The sequence below is a fragment of the Bacillus sp. XB1 genome, assembly GCF_053557995.1.
On record NZ_JBNRIL010000001.1, the window covers coordinates 705,582 to 722,047 of the forward strand.

Below are 16,466 nucleotides of genomic sequence, written 5' to 3' on the forward strand. Positions count from 1 at the left end.
CTTATTACATTTTGTAGCGAAATAAAGTATTTAATGTTAAACATTAAACTAATTCAACATATCCCTGTTCTAATTATAGAACAGGGATATGTTGGCTTTATATTTTTAAATTAAATAACCTCATTGGATTTTGATAAGAAAATAATTAATATACATCTGAATTCTCATTCGTAAAGCATGTTTTAATCTTCTTAATGCTCTTTCATTTTTGTCTCAATGCTTGTTTTCAAATCAGTTGATACTTGATTGAAATACCCCAAAACAATCTCCCTAATATCATCGGATATAACTTTCAAATCACTGGCTAAGTTTTCAGCGAGATGTTCTTTTTCTATTGGCTGTAACTTCGTATAAAATTCACCAGCTTGTGTAAAGTCATCCTGTTTCGTTATAGAAGCTCTTTCAAGTTTACCTTCAACGTACCTTCCTTCACCGGTTGTAATTTGATTAGCAGGTGTCCAATCTTGCTGCTGGTTAATCGTTAATTTGCGAAATTCTGGACCAATTCTTCTTCTTTGTGAATCACTGTAAATGTTAGCGCGCCCTTGCAGCATTTTATCATCTGATAGTTCTGCACCATCCAGTAAATTAGAAGGAGAGAATGCGACTTTTTCTACTTGTTCCATAAAATTTTCAGGATTTTTATTTAATACCATTTTCCCGACTGGTATGAGAGGATACGTCTGTTCATCCCATACTTTTGTGTCATCTAAAGGATCATAAGAAAGGTGCGCTTCATCTTTCGGATCCATGAGCTGGACGTATAAACCATACTCCACTGGTTTACCATTTTCAATAGCATCATATAAATCTTTCCCGCTATAATCAGGATTTTCGGCAGCTAGTTTAATTGCTTCTTTACTAGTAATGTACTGTACACCTTCAAACGGGTACCAATGATACTTTACATACTTTCGATTACCTTCCGCATTTCTCCATACATATGTATTAACACTATGTCCTGGAATGTGGCGAAGACTTTTGGCCGTACCATTATTAGAGTATAAACGGACAACAAAATGAATAGATTCAGGTGCTTTAGCGACAAAACTCCAAAATCTATTAGGGTCTATTAAGTTATTTTTAGGTGAAGGCAATAATGCTTGAATCGTTTCAGGGAAACGCATCGGATCACGGACAGAAAAAACAGGAATGTGATTACATAAAAGGTCAAAAATGCCTTCTTTTGTATAAAATTTTGTAGAAAAACCGCGTACATTTCTAGCAGTATCCGGTGTTCCTTTCGTACTAACAGCTAACGAAAATCGCACCATAACAGGAACTTTCTCATTAGAATTTTGTAAAAAACTTAATTTAGTATGTTCAGACATCGAATATATCGTTTGAAAATAACCGAACGCACCAAATCCTTTTACATGAACAGGTCTTTCTAAAATTTTTTCATGAATAAATTCTTGTAACGTCTCGTGAAGTACACTATCTTGCTCTAGAACAGGTCCACGTGAACCAACTGTTTGTGAGTGAAGGGTAGCTTGTTCATTACGTTCGCCTTTTTTATTAAAGTGATTCCCTAGTAAAGATTGCCCCTGTTTATCATAGTTTTCATTCATCGATATAGCCTCCAAATTTATTTCGTCTATTGTTACTAAATATGATTTTATAATCTTGATTATGTATGATATGCAAAGTAGTAACAGACCGCTAGATGAAAAAAACGTGTATGTAGTGGACCTGTTGAAATAGAAGAAATTATGGAAAAATGAATATCGTGAAGAAAATTACTATTAAAATTTTAATCTGAAAAATGAATTTATACATGAGTTTATAGAGAATGAACAGAAATAAACAGGGAAAATAAATAGGAGGAATTTAACATGTCGGATTGGTTTCAATTAGATAAAGAATATATGATGTCTACGTATTGTCGTACGAAGGTTGCGATAGAAAGAGGAGAAGGATGTAAACTATATGATGTAGATGGTAAAGAGTATTTAGATTTATTTTCTGGCGTAGGAGTAAATGTATTAGGATACAATCATCCTAAAATTGTACAAACGACAATGGAGCAAGTTACAAAATCGTTGCATCTGCCGTTTCATTTTTTAAACCCAGTTGCGATTGAGTATGCAAAGAAATTAGTGGATTGCTCATTAAAAAACGGAAAGGTCTTTTTTACAAACTCTGGTACGGAAGCGACAGAAACAGCTTTGAAATTAATTGATAAATATAGAACTAATACGAATGAAGAACGTGAAGGAATTGTAGTGCTGAAGAATAGTTTCCATGGGCGTACGTTAGGGGCACTTCATTTTACGAGACAAGAAAGTGTATATCAAAATTTCCCTAAAACATCGATTCCTGTATATGAAGTAGAGCGCGAAAATATAGAGCAATTAGAAGAAACAATTATTCATGAAAATCCAATTGCGATTATGCTAGAGCCGGTTTTAGGAAGCGGGGGGATTTATCCTTTATCGCGTGAATATTTACATGGCGTTCAAAACTTATGTGAGAAATACAATCTACTACTTATCGTTGATGAAATTCAAAGTGGTATGGGGAGAACCGGGAAACTGTTTGCGTATCAAAATTTTAATATCACACCGGACATTATTCAAATTGGTAAAGGAGCAGGAGGCGGGATACCGCTAGGAGGAATTATTGTAGGTGAAAAGCTATGTGATGTATTTGCACCTGGAGATCATGGAACAACATTTGCTCATTCATCAATGGGAACAGCTTTAGGTTTAACTGTATTAAATACATTACTTGATGAGGGGTTAATGCAAGAAGCTTATGAAACGTCACTATATTTGAATGACAAACTGCAAGACATTCAGAAAGAAAATTCTTATTATATTCAGGAAGTGCGTCATGCTGGCATGATGTTTGGAATTAGTCTGAATGATACGAATGAAAATGTGAAGAAATTACAGGTTGAGCTAATGAATAAAGGAATGTTAGTCGATGTAACACAAGGGAATATTATTCGATTACTTCCGCCGTATATTATTACAAAAGAGGAAATTGATGCATTTATTACTCAATTTATTACTTGTATGGATAAGGTTGCTACTGTAGTAAGTGCTTAAAAATTAAAAGCTATATTTTATATAAAGTGCACTCTAATTGTTGGGGATAGTTTACAATTGGGGTGCATTTTTTATAGTTGAATTTTGTAAAATACAGTCGTTTGTATATGATAACGGAAAAATAGAAGGAATTTCGTTATATTTGAGTGGTGAAGAAAAGGGAAAGTAAGTATAAAGATAGTAGATAAAGCGGGTGGTTTAAATAACTAATGATAGAACGTTTTGAAAATAGTAGCATACGAATATATAAATAATAAGAATGAGGTGATATATTGGAAAATAATGATATTCAATTTACTTCTTTACAAATGAGAACGGATAAATATGGTTGGGCTAGTATTCAATATACAAATAAAAAGCAGGCTATCTTATATACTCGAAACGGAGGAGTAGAATGGGATGTTGTCAATCCTCTTAATTCAATTGTATTATTTGGGTATCCAATAAACGCTCGAAGCTCTTGGGCATATGGTTTAACAAAAAAGAATGACGATTTATTGCCAGCTATATTTTATACAGTTAATAGAGGAGAAAGATGGAGTGAGTTTATTTTACCGGTTGAAGAAGATTGGGAGAAATCGACTGATGTTCAAGTTCAATTGCATGCTACGAATATGGATAGTATATGGATTGTATTATCTAGAAAGCTTGCATCAAATAAATTTGAACATAATTTATACTATTTGAAAACGAAAGGAAAATTATGGAAAATAATAAAAAATATAAGTATTAGTGATAGTATTTCAGGGATAACATTTATAAACGATCTAATTGGGTTTATTTCACTACAAAAACATTATGAAACATCAACGGTATTTAAAACAATAAATGGTGGGGAAAGTTGGCATCCTATAAAAGATATTCCAAGTCTTGAAGGAATTAATAATGGGACTGCTATGGCTTATAAAGCAATCTATAAAAATAACTTATTAGTAATACCAACTAAAATGAATGATGATGTATTTTTAATGAATTACTCATTTGATAAGGGGAATTCGTGGCATATTTCAAATAAAACAATGAATACTAGTAAAGTGGCTGTTTCGTTTTTTAGTTCCTATTATGGCTGGGTTATAAATAGTGAAAATGGGAGTGTGTATCAAATAATAAAAAAAGGAGCAAAATGGATTAAAGTATCAAGCAATCCATTATTAAAAAATGTATTTTGTTTGCATTTTTTTAATCGGCGTAAAGGTTGGGCGTGTAATAAAAAAGAAATATTTACTACAAAAGATCGCGGTATAACATGGAAAAAGGTAGTATATAAAATTAATAATATTGATAAATTTATTTAAAAAAGTCCTAAAGAAATTAGGACTTTTTTTGTTTTTTATGGTGAGAGTTGTAACAAACAATGATAAGAGAAAGGAGGTAAGTGCAGAACTTATATTTTTAAAAATAGACGGTTGTTTTTACACAGTATAATTCACTTTTGAATATGTTAATAAAGTAGCAAATTCATAGGAAATGGTAATACTTAATATTTTATGTCACATAATGTGTAAAGGGGGCGTGTAATGAAATCGTTAACGGTTATTATTTTGTACAGTGAAAGAGAGCAAATGTTAGAAGAGTCAATTCAATCTATATGGAAGTTAAATCCTCTTGAAATTATAATTTTCGTTCCTAACGATAGAAGTAATTTGTATGAAATAGCAAAGAAACATAAATGCCATATTGTTTTGATGGATAAATATAGTACGTATTATGATGGGTATGAAGCTTCTGTAAAGGCAGCAAAAGGAGATGTATTGTTATTTTTAGATAGTAATTTTTTATTATCTTCAACTGAAATGAAGAATTTTATTGAGCCAGTTGTTACAAATCAGGCGGATGTAGTATTAAACAAAATAGATAAATTTATAGAAGTTGGTAAATGTCCGAATATGGATATTGTTTGGAGAAAAATGTTAAATGAAATTTTAAGTCGACCAGATTTAAAAAGCAATTCAATACTTTCATTACCATATGCACTTACGAAAGAAGTAGTGGTAAACATCGGCTTTAATTATATGGAAGATATCGTTCTAGCTCATATGAACATAGTGAATCAAGGCTGGCGGATTAACAATCAATATGCAATAAGAACGTTATCTAAAGATGAAATGTTAGAAGAAGAAGGGTATTTATTTAAAAAAGAATTATTAGAAAATGAAAAAGAGAAAGTGGAAAAATATTTAATTGGTATATCCAAATGGATAGAGAAAAAGGGAAGAAGAGTAGGATTTACTGATGCAGGAAAAAGAAGAGATATTATTCAAAGATTAGGTGAAAGCAAGCAGTATCCTTCGTATCATCGAGGCTGGGGAATGCATTCTTCAATTTATAACGGGAAACAACTTTCTGTCATTATACCAGTACAAAATGAAGAAGAGACTATAGAACAAGTAATACTTGAGGCGAGAAAAATAGAACCACTAGAAATAATTGTCGTTGTAAATGGTTCGACAGATCAAACGGCTAATATTGCTAAAAGACTTGGTGTTACTATTATTGAATATAACGAACGACTTGGTCATAATGTTGGACGTGCTATTGGAGCGCTTGAAGCTACAGGAGATATTCTTTTATTTATTGATGGTGATTTTAGTGTTTCAGGAAGTAATTTGCATCATTTTACAAAAGCAGTTTCAGCTGGTGTAGACATAGCATTAAATGATTTGAATCCGATGTTACATCCTCCGTTTTATGTTGTAGACGTCGTAAAATATATGCTTAATTTAGCATATAATCGTCCAGAATTAAGCAATGGCTCATTAGTAGCAATTCCACATGCTATGAGTAGATCATGTTTAGATGCAATAGGCTGGGAAAGCTTACTATGCCCTAGTCTTGCACAAGTAAAAGCTATATTACAAGGGTATAGAGTAGAATGTGTACATTACGTTGATGTTGTAAAACCGAATAGAATTCGTTTAATGGAGAATGTAAGTCACAATGGACATCCTCCAGCAGTATTAAGAATAATTGGTGATCACGTTGAAGCTCTCTCTTACTTAATAGAACATCTTGAAATAGATGGAAAGGGTGATTAAACTGTTAGACCAGTACAAAAAAATTAACATTTCATATGAACAATTATGGCAAATGGATTTTCAAATTACAGAACCATTTATACTCAAGGTTGATTGGGATAAAGTAACGTATGAATTTTTAATTCGTATTAAGCCCGATGCTTCTAACACTATTGTTTTTGGATCCGGAGCAGGTGGGTTTCAAGAACAGCCAATTGGTCCACCTATTTTTCATCGACATTCTTGGATGGATGAATTTGAAGATACTGTTATATATTATAATGACCCTACGTTATATCTTGGAAAATTATCTTTAGGCTGGGGACAGGGAGAGTTAAATAGATTTTATTTACAAGATATAGCAAATATTTTAGAAATAGTATTTGTAAAGTTAAAAGTTGATTCGAAAAATGTGTTGTTTTATGGCAGTTCCGGGGGAGGATTTATGTCTTTAATTTTAGCTGGATTCGTTAAGGGCTCCACAGCTTTAATTAATAATCCTCAAACAAATTTATTAAAATGGATACCTGTACCAATAAATCTAGTTTTCGATTTGTCTTATCCAAATTTATCAAGAGAAGAAGTTGAGGAGAAATTTGGCGAAAGAATTAATGTTGTGAAATTTTTTAATCACATTAAATATGTACCGAATATTTATTTTTTGCAAAATTTCGCGTGTGAATTTGATGTGCAAAATCATTTGCTACCATTTATTTCCGAATTAGAGCAACTTGATAAAGACACGGAAGTAAATCAAATTATAATTGACTTATATTTTGATAAAAAAGCAGGACATGCAGCTGTAGGGAAGAGTGAAACAATTGAATATATAAAAAAAGTAAAACCTAATCAGACTGTAAAAGAAGAACAAAAAGAAGTGGACCTATCAGTCGTTATAGTTTTAGGAGAAGAAAAATCAAAATTGAATCAAATTTTAAATAAAGTGCAGCATATAAAACCAATAGAAATTATTATTGTAGCTGATGATAGAATGAGTGCGATACAATCTATACCAACATTTGTTGAAAGTAACGTTGTTGTGATTGAGGAGAAAAGTAAACGGAAAGCACCAGTTCATGGGGCAAAAATCGCCAATGGTGATGTAGTCTTATTTTTAGATGGGGAAGATGTTATTTTTTCGGTAGAATTAGAGCGATTTATAGAACCGATACTGAAAAAGGAACAGGATGTAATCTTAAATAACATAGACTCCGTATGTTTTGAAAAGATGAGAGTAGAATGGCCAAGTATTGCTATGGTGTATAGAAAAATAGTAAACGATGTATTGGGGCGTATGGATTTAAAATATGATTCGATGTTATCTATGCCATATGCTATTACTAAAAAAGCAATTGAAGACATTGGATATGATATCTTGCAGAACCCTATTCTGTCCCAAGTCACTCTTATTGAGAAAGGGTGGCGACTACAATCCTCGTCAGCCATCACTAACACCTCCTTGAATAATATGCCCGCAAACGAAACCTCTTTCTATAAAAATGAATTAACTAAATTAGAAGTATATGAGATTAAAGAAAATATAAAAGCTTTGGAGAGTTGGTTACAACGAAAAGATGATAGAGGTAACTATACAGATGGAGGAAGAAAAAGAGAAATTATAGAGCAGTTAAAAAAACAAAAGAATTATTCACGTTTCCATAAAGGATGGGGAATGAATTCATCAATTTATAATGGAAAACAGTTATCAATTATTATACCAGCACAAAATGAAGAAGCAACGATTAAAGAAGTTATTCTTGAGGCAAGAAAAATTGAACCGAAAGAAATAATTGTTGTCATTAATGGGTCAACAGATCAGACAGAAGTAATCGCTAAGCAATCAGGGGCAACAGTCATTGTTTATGAAGAAAGATTAGGGCATGATGTAGGACGGGCAATTGGTGCACAAGAAGCCACAGGGGATATACTTCTCTTTATTGATGCTGATTTTGCTATTCCAGCAAAAGATCTTCATCCGTTAACGCAAGCTGTTGCGGATGGTGTTGATATGGTTTTAAATGATTTAAATTTAAATCTTAGATTTCCTCTATATATTGTAAGTTTATATAAATATATTTTGAATATTGCTTGTAACCGTAAAGATTTAGGGGTAGGATCTACAATTGCTGTTCCCCATGCTATTAGTAGAAAATGTTTAGAGGGAATTGGCTGGGACACTCTTCACACAGCGTGTGTTGCACAAGTAAAGGCAATATTAGAAGGGTATAAAGTCGGATGTGTCCATTTTGTAGATGTAATGAAACCAAATCGTATTCGGCCACAAGAGCATTTTGCGACGATAGGACATCCACCAGCTGCATTGAGAATTGCTGGGGATCATTTAGAAGGACTTTCATATTTATTGAAGAATAAGGATTTTAAAGATTTATTTTAAAAGGTAAATTTGTCTATTGAATGAGTAACTTAAACATTTCATTTATGCAACTTGACGATATTTAGTATTGCAATGAAACTAAAATCAAAAATTTTTATTATTTTTAGCTCAGGTACAAGTGAAGAGCATGTTTCACTGACTGATAGTAAATGAACAAGTAACTAAAAGGTAAAGGCTTCTTTATATATGAAGAAGCTTTTATCTTTTTTATTTTAAGTATGGAAGGTAAAGGGTAAATAAAGTTGTATTTTTATTTTTGGATAAATAGACATTAGATATAAGAAAGAAGGGAATATTTTGTCTTGCATCAATAAAAGTTGTTTTAATATTTCTTTAGAAACTAAAGTCAATCCAAATGGTGGGGCAGAAATATTCGTAAGGTGCAATGATGAATGTTTATCTAATTTTAATGTAATACCGTTTATTATATGTGTTTCTATTTCAGTAAAGGATGATTTGAGTTTTTTAGTTGATTTAGATAGTTTAATAAAACGTTAATTGCCTATAAAACGAATAGTAAAATAGCATCTAATTTACAAGACTTAGTAAGAGAGTCGTGTCCGAATTTGATTAACTGCATATATTGTTAAAAGAAAGGAGGGAGAGTTATGGCATGTACTACGAATAATGTTTGTTTAGATGTGTGTCTTAAAATTACAATTACCCCTGGTAGTGGAATTGATGCAGTAGTCGATTGTGGAGGCACATGTGGGACAAGTCCTACTATTGTAATTAGTCCTAGTGGATCAATTGTTATTACTTTACCATTAGTTGCATGTTTCTCAATTGCACTAAAAGATGATTTAAGTGTTGACTCTTCATTAACAAGCCTCTATTTTCAAACTTCTTAAGAAAGATACAGAAATGAAAAGCCTGCCTGCTACTTTTCTTTTGATCTAATGTGAAAATAAAAAAGATGGTTACAACCATCTTTTTTATTTTGCTATATATTTAAAATAAATTCATATATTATTTGGTGGTAAGAATATACAATTAAAAGCATTCAGTGTTTCTTTTTTGTTCGATGAGGTAAGAAATTGCTTCTATATGATCACCAATGATTTGTTGCGTTGCTAATGAAAGGTAGCCTTCCTGCGAGAAGTGTTTTTCTGGTCGAACTCGATTTATCTTGTCAACGTCGATAGAATGAACATTTTGTACATGCAATCCTGCTAAAATTGTTTTAACTTGACTTAAGGTTGGTGAAAGAAGAGAAGCAAACCCAATTGTATCAATGCATTTTCGACTAAAAGCATGAGGGACAGCAGTTGTGGAGCCCATACCTAAATCTTTTCGATTACATGCTAAATTAACAACATGCTTACATGCAGTTACGATAGTATAAGGAACACGATACATGTAGTAGTGCTCTAATTTATTTAAAGCTAAATCGGTTCCATTTTGAACAGATTGTACAAATGGTAATAAATCAGAACTAGGAATTAAGAAATCACCATCAATAAATAATAATATATCACCTTTTGCAAAATATGCACCAACGGCACGTCCGGTATCAATGCCGAGTGCTTCTTTGTAAGTAATAACTGTTGCACCGCAATTCTTCGCCAATTCCTCTGTTTTATCTGTTGATCCATTAACAATAATGATGATTTCTAAAGGTTTTAATTTCTGCACCTCAAAAATGATAGATTCTATCGTTTTTTCTTCATTTTGAACAGGGATAATGATGGATAATTGTTTATTTCCATAAGTATTTGAATAAAACTCTTTACCTGTAATTATTTTGGATATAGCTCTTTGTTCGCCGTTTTGAAGTTCTAAAATAATATCCCGCCTTCGATTATTATCAGTATGGTTTCCTCTTGAATCTTGTAATATATTTACCCAATTTTCAATTGCTTCTAGGTGATAACGAATGAGTTGTTTTGAGGGGAAGGAGGGAATTTGCGGTATAGAAATTTTAAAATGATTGCTAATGCGAAAATTATTTTTAATAATTTTCATTTGTGCTAATATCGGATTTAATAAACTTTCTGGAGTAATTGCTTCAAGAATTTTCTTTGTTACCGCGTAGGGAGGAAATAATAGTGAGTTAACATGTAAATCTGGACGATGAAAGAAATGATTCGTAACTTGCTGCCAAATCATTTCTATAGTTGGCTTTTGCTTTTGATAAAAAAAATCATCTAAATTGTTTAATACTAAGTCAGCTGATTTATCTAGTAATGGTTGAAGAAATTGTTTAAGTAAGGAAGGGGGGATATTGTAATTTGCATCTAAAAATAAGAGGTACTCACCTTTTGCTTTTTTGGCACCAATTACATAACAATTATTTGATTCTGTCGGTTCTTCTAATGTGATAATTTTACAATTGTAAGATTGTGCAATATCAATGGAATCATCGATACATCCGTTAATAGTAAGGATAATTTCTAAAGGCTGTAGTTGTTCACAGGCTTTCAAAATTTCAGGTAAAACTTTTATGTTATGCTGTATACGAATAATAATAGAAATTGGATTTTTACACATAAGTAGTCTCCTTTTTAATCAGAGGTAGTTATTAATAAGGTTAGATAAAATAGGAGATATATATTTTATTATATACGTAACGACTATTTAGTTTTATCAGACTTAGAATTTTCATTACTTGAATTGGAACCTTTATTTATTCCAGACGCGAGTAAATTATTGAGAACGCTAAGGTCTAATTGCATAGGGATTGAGTTTTCGGATGTAGTTTTCTCATTTTCTTTTTTTGTAGTTAATATAGTCTTTATATTTTTTATTTCTTTATATTGTTTTAAGGTAATGAAAAATCCAGAAATAATGAAGAGAAAAGAAACAGTAGTAAGTAAAAGTATTATTTCCAACATAAAAGAGCCTCCTTTAAAACTATAATAATATTATAGTTAAATGTAATAAAACAGAATTCGAGTTAATGAGTTCACTTTTTAAATATATGCAAATCTTAAGTAAAAGTTACTGATTTCTAAGTTAGAGGAAGCAATTATAGAAACGTTATAAATATAAATAAATGAAAGTTTCATTTGTAGTGTAAAGGTATATATTATATAAGCTAAACGTCATTTTATAACAAGTTAAACAGGGTTTAATTTTATATAAAAAGAGCATTTAATTGGACAAATAATTAATTATGTGAAATAATAATAACAGATAAGGAGACGTTGTTTTTCCTTAAGTGCTTCGAATTAATTTTATTCAATAAGAGAAGGTGTGCTTAAAGAAGTTAAATTAAATAAGGAGCTGTTTTATTATATGCAACAAAATAATGATTTAAATTTTGAACCTCAAGACGTTAATATTGTCAATCCTAAACAAGCCAGGAAAGCAGTAATTGCTACTGGTATAGGGAACGCAATGGAGTGGTTTGACTTCGGATTATACGCGTATTTAGCGGTAATTTTAAGTCAATTATTCTTCTCAGGTGTTGATAATAGTGGATTGCAACTTGTACTTACATTCGGTACATTTGCAGCAGCCTTTCTCGTTCGACCAATCGGAGGTGTATTCTTTGGTAGAATAGGAGATAAGTACGGCCGAAAAATCGTGTTAAGTACTACTATTATTTTAATGGCACTTTCTACATTATTCATCGCATTACTACCAACCTATGAACAAATTGGTGTATGGGCACCAATACTACTTTTAGTTGCCCGAATGATTCAAGGCTTCTCTACAGGCGGCGAATATTCAGGAGCAATGGTTTATATCGCAGAATCTTCTCCAGATAAAAAGCGTGGTATACTCGGTAGTGGTCTTGAAATTGGAACACTCTCAGGTTACATTGCTGCATCGGTAATTGTTACCATTTTGACGTTATTGTTAACAGATGAGCAAATGCTCAGCTGGGGATGGCGTATTCCGTTCTTAATAGCTGCACCAATTGGTTTGGTCGGTTTATACTTACGCCGTCATCTAGATGAATCTCCAATCTTTGAAGAGATGGAAAAAGCACAAGAGGAATCTGAAGACAATGAACAATTTTCATTTATGGATATTATTAAATATCACAAAAAAGACTTCTTATTAAGCACAGTAATTGTCGCCTTCTTTAATATTACAAATTATATGATTCTTTCGTATATTCCTTCTTATCTAACTCAAGTACTTAAAGTCGAAGAAACAACAGGCTTATTAATTATTTCTATTACGATGGCACTTATGATTCCACTAGCACTATATTTCGGTAAATTAAGTGATAAAATTGGTAATAAACGCGTTGTGCAAATTGGTTTACTTGGTTTAACTGTATTTGCAATTCCAGCATTTTTACTAATAGGTAACGGACATATTGCAGCTATATTTGCAGGTATTTTCGTACTAGGTTTCTTCTTAAGTGTATATGAAGGAACATTACCTTCATTATTACCATCACTCTTTTTCACTGATGTACGTTATCGAGCACTTTCGATCTCATTTAATATTTCTGTATCGATATTCGGTGGAACAACACCGCTCGTATGTTCATACTTAGTTCATGCAACTGGTAACCCGCTCGCACCGGCATTTTATTTAGCAGGTGTAAGTATTATTGGATTAGTTGTATTTAGTGTACTATTCGTTACGACTTCAGGGCGTGCGCTAAAAGGTTCATATCCTACAGTAGAAACGAAAAAAGAAGCACACCAAATCGCTAAAGAAGATCCTGAAGAAACACTTTGGTGGCATGAAGAGTCATTAGAAATTGAAGCAGGGAAGAATGCTTCCATTTAAAAAGCAACGTAGAAGTATAAAAAGACTCCTATGAATATAGGAGTCTTTTTGTTACGTTATTTCTTTCGTTTCTTCAAACTTTTCTGATAGGCATAAAGCTTATGAACCTCTTCCTTAAATTCATGCAGAAGTACAATGCTTTTACCATTTGAATAACGCACCGTATTATAAGCATCTATAATAATATCACTTTGAATATTTACATCTTCTTTATCATTTATTCTTTCTAGCCAAGCCTCAACAGTTTCTCCCCGTTTTCTATTTAAAGGAGGGGTTAACTTACTCTCTAGCTTGAAAATTTCCTTCCGAATTTCGTTATGCGGCGGTTTATTTCGTTTAAAACGATTTTGGCTCATTCCTTCTTTATCAGTAATGATAGTAGATTCGAAGGCGGGCATATTTGGTAAACTTAAATGTTTTCGTTTTTTTACTATTTTCCAAACGACGTAAATAGCGATAGCTGTACAGACTATTATTGTAGCGCTATTTATGAGTATTGGATCAAAATCAGGAAATTTTTTTCCGTCTTCAATTTTGGGTTTTAAGAGATGTCCTTTATTTGCCCAAACATCTTCAGTATCTTTTAATTCCGCTGCTTTAATTAATGGCATTAAAGCATAGCCGACGCCTAATGCGACTACTTCCGTTATAAAACCAAAAATAAGTCGAATGAAAGGAAATACTTGAACAATTAATATACTCATTAAGCCAATCGTAATGATAGAAGCAAAACGTAATAGTTGTTGTTTGCGATTTGCCCCGGTTAACCAAAATGTAATCATAAGATGCAAGGCTAACATTAATAGTTTCCACAACGGTGGAAAGGGTGCATAAAATATAGCTGAAACGACAAACCATACAATACCACCTAAAGATTTTTGAACTGGATATCCAGATCCGACCACATGTACGATAAAGAAAAATAGTGGTAATATGATTGTGCCAAAAAGAGAAAAAGGTAAAAATAAAGAGAAAAGAACGATTTGAAGAACTAAAAGTATTACAAATCCTGTTGTTTTTTTCTGCATAAATTTATGAATAAGAAATACTCCAATATAGCCTGTTGTTAAAAATATTGCAATACTAATTAGTTCATCTCTTTCTGTTAATAATGAAAGCAGGAGGAGCAGAATGAAATCATGAATGTGATATAGCCAAGTTTTCAACTGGTTCCACCATCCCTTCACTAGTAATGAGAAACGTTGGCTGCGAGAGAAGAGGGAGTTCATTTCTTTGTAAACCAATGTATATCATTGTAGACGATCGTTCTCTCTTTCTCTTTACATAATGAAGGAATCCTTGTTTCGGAAGTAACGTACTATCATCTGAAATACGGGCTAATTCTTCTAAAGCTTTTGCATATTGTGTTTGTCCTTCATTTAACGGTACATGTAATGCACCGCCTTCTGCTAATACACTAATAAACAATTCAAACGGAATGTGGTGCTTCGTTGTGTACTGGAAAATGTATGTTGCATATGAAATAAGTTCTTCTACATTATCTTTCCAACCAAATCCACGATCGGCAGCTAAAGAAAGACAAATCGTCCAACTATAATTTTTTACAGGTTCATATTGCTTCGCTTGTAATTGTTGCATTTTAGCAGATGCCTTCCAATGAATAGAGCGGAAAGACTCACGCTCATATCGCTTTACACCGATAATAGATGTTTCATCATTGTAAAAAGAAAAATTCGTTCGATAAAATCCATTCAAAAGTTGCTGAAGTTCTTGCAAACCTGCTACTTCTTTAGGAGAAGGATACACAATAATTTCAGTCCTTAATTTATCAAAAACAGGTAAATGTACAGTTAATAGATGAAATGGATCTTTTAATACACATTCAAACTGTTCAATTTGAAACACACCACGCTTCGTTGCGGTTAATGTTAAACCCCATTTTTGTGCCGAATGTGCAGGTTGTGAAAATGGGAAAGAGAATAATGTTTTTGATATTTGTTCAATGCCTTGCTCTTTATGCGGTATAAGGGACGAATTTAAATGAAAGTAACAAACACCATTAACGAGCGGTATGCTGGCTCCATTTTTTAAATGAATAAAAAACTGTCCAGATTCCTCAGGAAAAAGCCGTGTAGTTTGTTTCTCATTTATGATTTGAAACTTCTTCTCTATGAAAGCGACATATTTATAAATAAAAATCGCAAATATATAATAGAAGAAAAAGAGAAACATAAGCATTCGTTGCGGGAAAAAGAATGTGAAAAGTAACGCGATTGGAACGGTTAGTTGAATAATATGGAGTTGAAAAAATAAAGGCACAGTTACAACACGCTGTCCATTCATGCTTGCTCAATCTCCACAGGTACGTCAACTTCTTTTAAAATACTTTTCATAATATCATTTTTTGTCGTACGCAGGGCACCTTCCATTGATAAGACGATACGGTGATTCCAAACAGAAGGAACTAACAATTGTATATCTTCTGGTGTGCAATATTCTCTCCCATGTAAAAAGGCTAAAGCTTGAACAGCACGTACTAAAGCTAATGTGGCACGTGGGCTTACACCGTTAGCGATATAATCATGATTTCTTGTAGCATGAGCAAGTTTAATAATGTAATGTTCTAACGGTTCCGAAACAAATATTTCTTTTACTCGTTTTTGAGATTCTAAAATATCTTCTAATGAGATGACAGATGTGACACTTTCTAATGGTAAATCGTTCCGAAAACGTCGCATCATTTGTAGCTCATCTTCAGGAGTAGGATAACCGATTGAAATCGTCATTAAAAAGCGATCAAGCTGTGCATCTGGAAGAGGGAAAGTCCCTTGTGATTCAATTGGGTTTTGCGTCGCAATAACAAAGAACGGTTTCGGCAGAGGCGTAGATTGTTTTTCGAGCGTCACTTGTCGTTCTTCCATCGCTTCTAACAAACTCGACTGCGTTCTCGGCATTGCACGGTTAATTTCATCTGCCAGCAAAATGTTTGTCATAACTGGTCCAATTCTTAATTCGAATTCGCTTGTTTTTGGGTTGAAGTATTCAATACCTGTTATATCACTTGGAAGTACATCGGGGGTGAATTGAACGCGAGAAAAACTACCACCAATACTTTTGGAAATGGTTTTCGCCAGTAACGTTTTCCCAGTACCAGGCACGTCTTCGAGTAGTGCATGTCCATCAGCAAGAAGTGAAACGAGCAGTAGATCAATAACATTTTCTTTCCCAACAAACACAGATCCGATGTTTTCTTTCAATTTATTTATCATATGTACCATTCCTTTCATTATAAAAGAGCTAATATTTCTATATTTTAACAAATTATTCAGAAAATTTGTATGGTTTTTT

13 protein-coding genes are annotated in these 16,466 nt (G+C 32.6%); 7 read left to right on the plus strand and 6 right to left on the minus strand.

Going from position 1 to position 16,466, the window contains the following annotated elements; all coding sequences use genetic code 11:
* Window positions 1-191 precede the first annotated feature (191 nt).
* Window positions 192-1,571, minus strand: a complete 1,380-nt coding sequence (locus ACK1U5_RS03470) for a catalase (RefSeq protein ID WP_044797309.1) — start codon at window positions 1,569-1,571, stop codon at window positions 192-194.
* Between the two features lie 264 nt (window positions 1,572-1,835).
* Here ACK1U5_RS03470 and ACK1U5_RS03475 point away from each other — a divergent pair, with 264 nt between their 5' ends.
* The 6 genes from ACK1U5_RS03475 to ACK1U5_RS03500 all read left to right on the plus strand — a co-directional run bounded on the left by ACK1U5_RS03475 (window position 1,836) and on the right by ACK1U5_RS03500 (window position 9,313).
* Window positions 1,836-3,053: an aspartate aminotransferase family protein gene (locus tag ACK1U5_RS03475; RefSeq protein WP_448814767.1), complete on the plus strand. Its 1,218-nt coding sequence runs from the start codon at window positions 1,836-1,838 to the stop codon at window positions 3,051-3,053.
* A 272-nt stretch (window positions 3,054-3,325) separates the two neighbouring features.
* Window positions 3,326-4,348, plus strand: coding sequence for a hypothetical protein (locus ACK1U5_RS03480; RefSeq protein ID WP_069605298.1), 1,023 nt, complete (start codon window positions 3,326-3,328; stop codon window positions 4,346-4,348).
* Window positions 4,349-4,570: 222 nt separating this feature from the next.
* Window positions 4,571-6,088 (plus strand): glycosyltransferase, encoded by a 1,518-nt coding sequence (locus ACK1U5_RS03485; RefSeq protein ID WP_000839316.1) that lies wholly within the window; start codon window positions 4,571-4,573, stop codon window positions 6,086-6,088.
* Window positions 6,089-6,140: 52 nt separating this feature from the next.
* Window positions 6,141-8,462 (plus strand): glycosyltransferase family 2 protein, encoded by a 2,322-nt coding sequence (locus ACK1U5_RS03490; protein WP_113710838.1) that lies wholly within the window; start codon window positions 6,141-6,143, stop codon window positions 8,460-8,462.
* A 297-nt stretch (window positions 8,463-8,759) separates the two neighbouring features.
* Complete coding sequence (locus tag ACK1U5_RS03495) at window positions 8,760-8,960, plus strand: hypothetical protein (protein WP_002103272.1); 201 nt, start codon at window positions 8,760-8,762, stop codon at window positions 8,958-8,960.
* A 110-nt stretch (window positions 8,961-9,070) separates the two neighbouring features.
* Window positions 9,071-9,313, plus strand: coding sequence for a hypothetical protein (locus ACK1U5_RS03500; RefSeq protein WP_000752474.1), 243 nt, complete (start codon window positions 9,071-9,073; stop codon window positions 9,311-9,313).
* Between the two features lie 142 nt (window positions 9,314-9,455).
* Here the strand turns inward: ACK1U5_RS03500 and ACK1U5_RS03505 are convergent, their stop codons facing one another.
* A complete protein-coding gene (locus tag ACK1U5_RS03505) occupies window positions 9,456-10,952 on the minus strand; it encodes a glycosyltransferase family 2 protein (RefSeq protein ID WP_061139148.1) in 1,497 nt (498 codons plus the stop codon).
* Window positions 10,953-11,035: 83 nt separating this feature from the next.
* Entirely contained in the window at window positions 11,036-11,296 is a 261-nt protein-coding gene (locus tag ACK1U5_RS03510; protein ID WP_000889747.1) for a hypothetical protein, read from the minus strand.
* 403 nt (window positions 11,297-11,699) lie between these two features.
* Between ACK1U5_RS03510 and ACK1U5_RS03515 the strand changes: the two genes are divergently transcribed.
* Complete coding sequence (locus ACK1U5_RS03515) at window positions 11,700-13,157, plus strand: MFS transporter (protein ID WP_001186926.1); 1,458 nt, start codon at window positions 11,700-11,702, stop codon at window positions 13,155-13,157.
* A 56-nt stretch (window positions 13,158-13,213) separates the two neighbouring features.
* On the opposite strand, the gene ACK1U5_RS03520 is transcribed toward ACK1U5_RS03515, so the two are convergent.
* The 3 genes from ACK1U5_RS03520 to ACK1U5_RS03530 are packed head-to-tail and all read right to left on the minus strand — an operon-like array spanning window position 13,214 to window position 16,387.
* On the minus strand, window positions 13,214-14,323 hold the full coding sequence (locus ACK1U5_RS03520; protein WP_069605299.1) for a DUF4018 domain-containing protein: 1,110 nt from the start codon (window positions 14,321-14,323) through the stop codon (window positions 13,214-13,216).
* Window positions 14,295-15,461 (minus strand): DUF58 domain-containing protein, encoded by a 1,167-nt coding sequence (locus ACK1U5_RS03525; RefSeq protein ID WP_001014390.1) that lies wholly within the window; start codon window positions 15,459-15,461, stop codon window positions 14,295-14,297. Before ACK1U5_RS03525 ends, ACK1U5_RS03520 begins: the two co-directional genes overlap by 29 nt.
* Window positions 15,458-16,387 (minus strand): AAA family ATPase, encoded by a 930-nt coding sequence (locus tag ACK1U5_RS03530; RefSeq protein WP_000608776.1) that lies wholly within the window; start codon window positions 16,385-16,387, stop codon window positions 15,458-15,460. The genes ACK1U5_RS03525 and ACK1U5_RS03530 overlap by 4 nt, the downstream gene beginning before the upstream one ends.
* Window positions 16,388-16,466: the final 79 nt, after the last annotated feature.

Bases quoted from the DNA above. Each gene is read 5' to 3' on its own strand.
- ACK1U5_RS03470 (WP_044797309.1), bottom strand. From the start codon at position 1,571: ATGAATGAAAACTATGATAAACAGGGGCAATCTTTACTAGGGAATCAC.
- ACK1U5_RS03475 (WP_448814767.1), top strand. From the start codon at position 1,836: ATGTCGGATTGGTTTCAATTAGATAAAGAATATATGATGTCTACGTAT.
- ACK1U5_RS03485 (WP_000839316.1), top strand. From the start codon at position 4,571: ATGAAATCGTTAACGGTTATTATTTTGTACAGTGAAAGAGAGCAAATG.
- ACK1U5_RS03490 (WP_113710838.1), top strand. From the start codon at position 6,141: ATGGATTTTCAAATTACAGAACCATTTATACTCAAGGTTGATTGGGAT.
- ACK1U5_RS03500 (WP_000752474.1), top strand. From the start codon at position 9,071: ATGGCATGTACTACGAATAATGTTTGTTTAGATGTGTGTCTTAAAATT.
- ACK1U5_RS03505 (WP_061139148.1), bottom strand. From the start codon at position 10,952: ATGTGTAAAAATCCAATTTCTATTATTATTCGTATACAGCATAACATA.
- ACK1U5_RS03510 (WP_000889747.1), bottom strand. From the start codon at position 11,296: ATGTTGGAAATAATACTTTTACTTACTACTGTTTCTTTTCTCTTCATT.
- ACK1U5_RS03515 (WP_001186926.1), top strand. From the start codon at position 11,700: ATGCAACAAAATAATGATTTAAATTTTGAACCTCAAGACGTTAATATT.
- ACK1U5_RS03525 (WP_001014390.1), bottom strand. From the start codon at position 15,461: ATGAATGGACAGCGTGTTGTAACTGTGCCTTTATTTTTTCAACTCCAT.
- ACK1U5_RS03530 (WP_000608776.1), bottom strand. From the start codon at position 16,387: ATGATAAATAAATTGAAAGAAAACATCGGATCTGTGTTTGTTGGGAAA.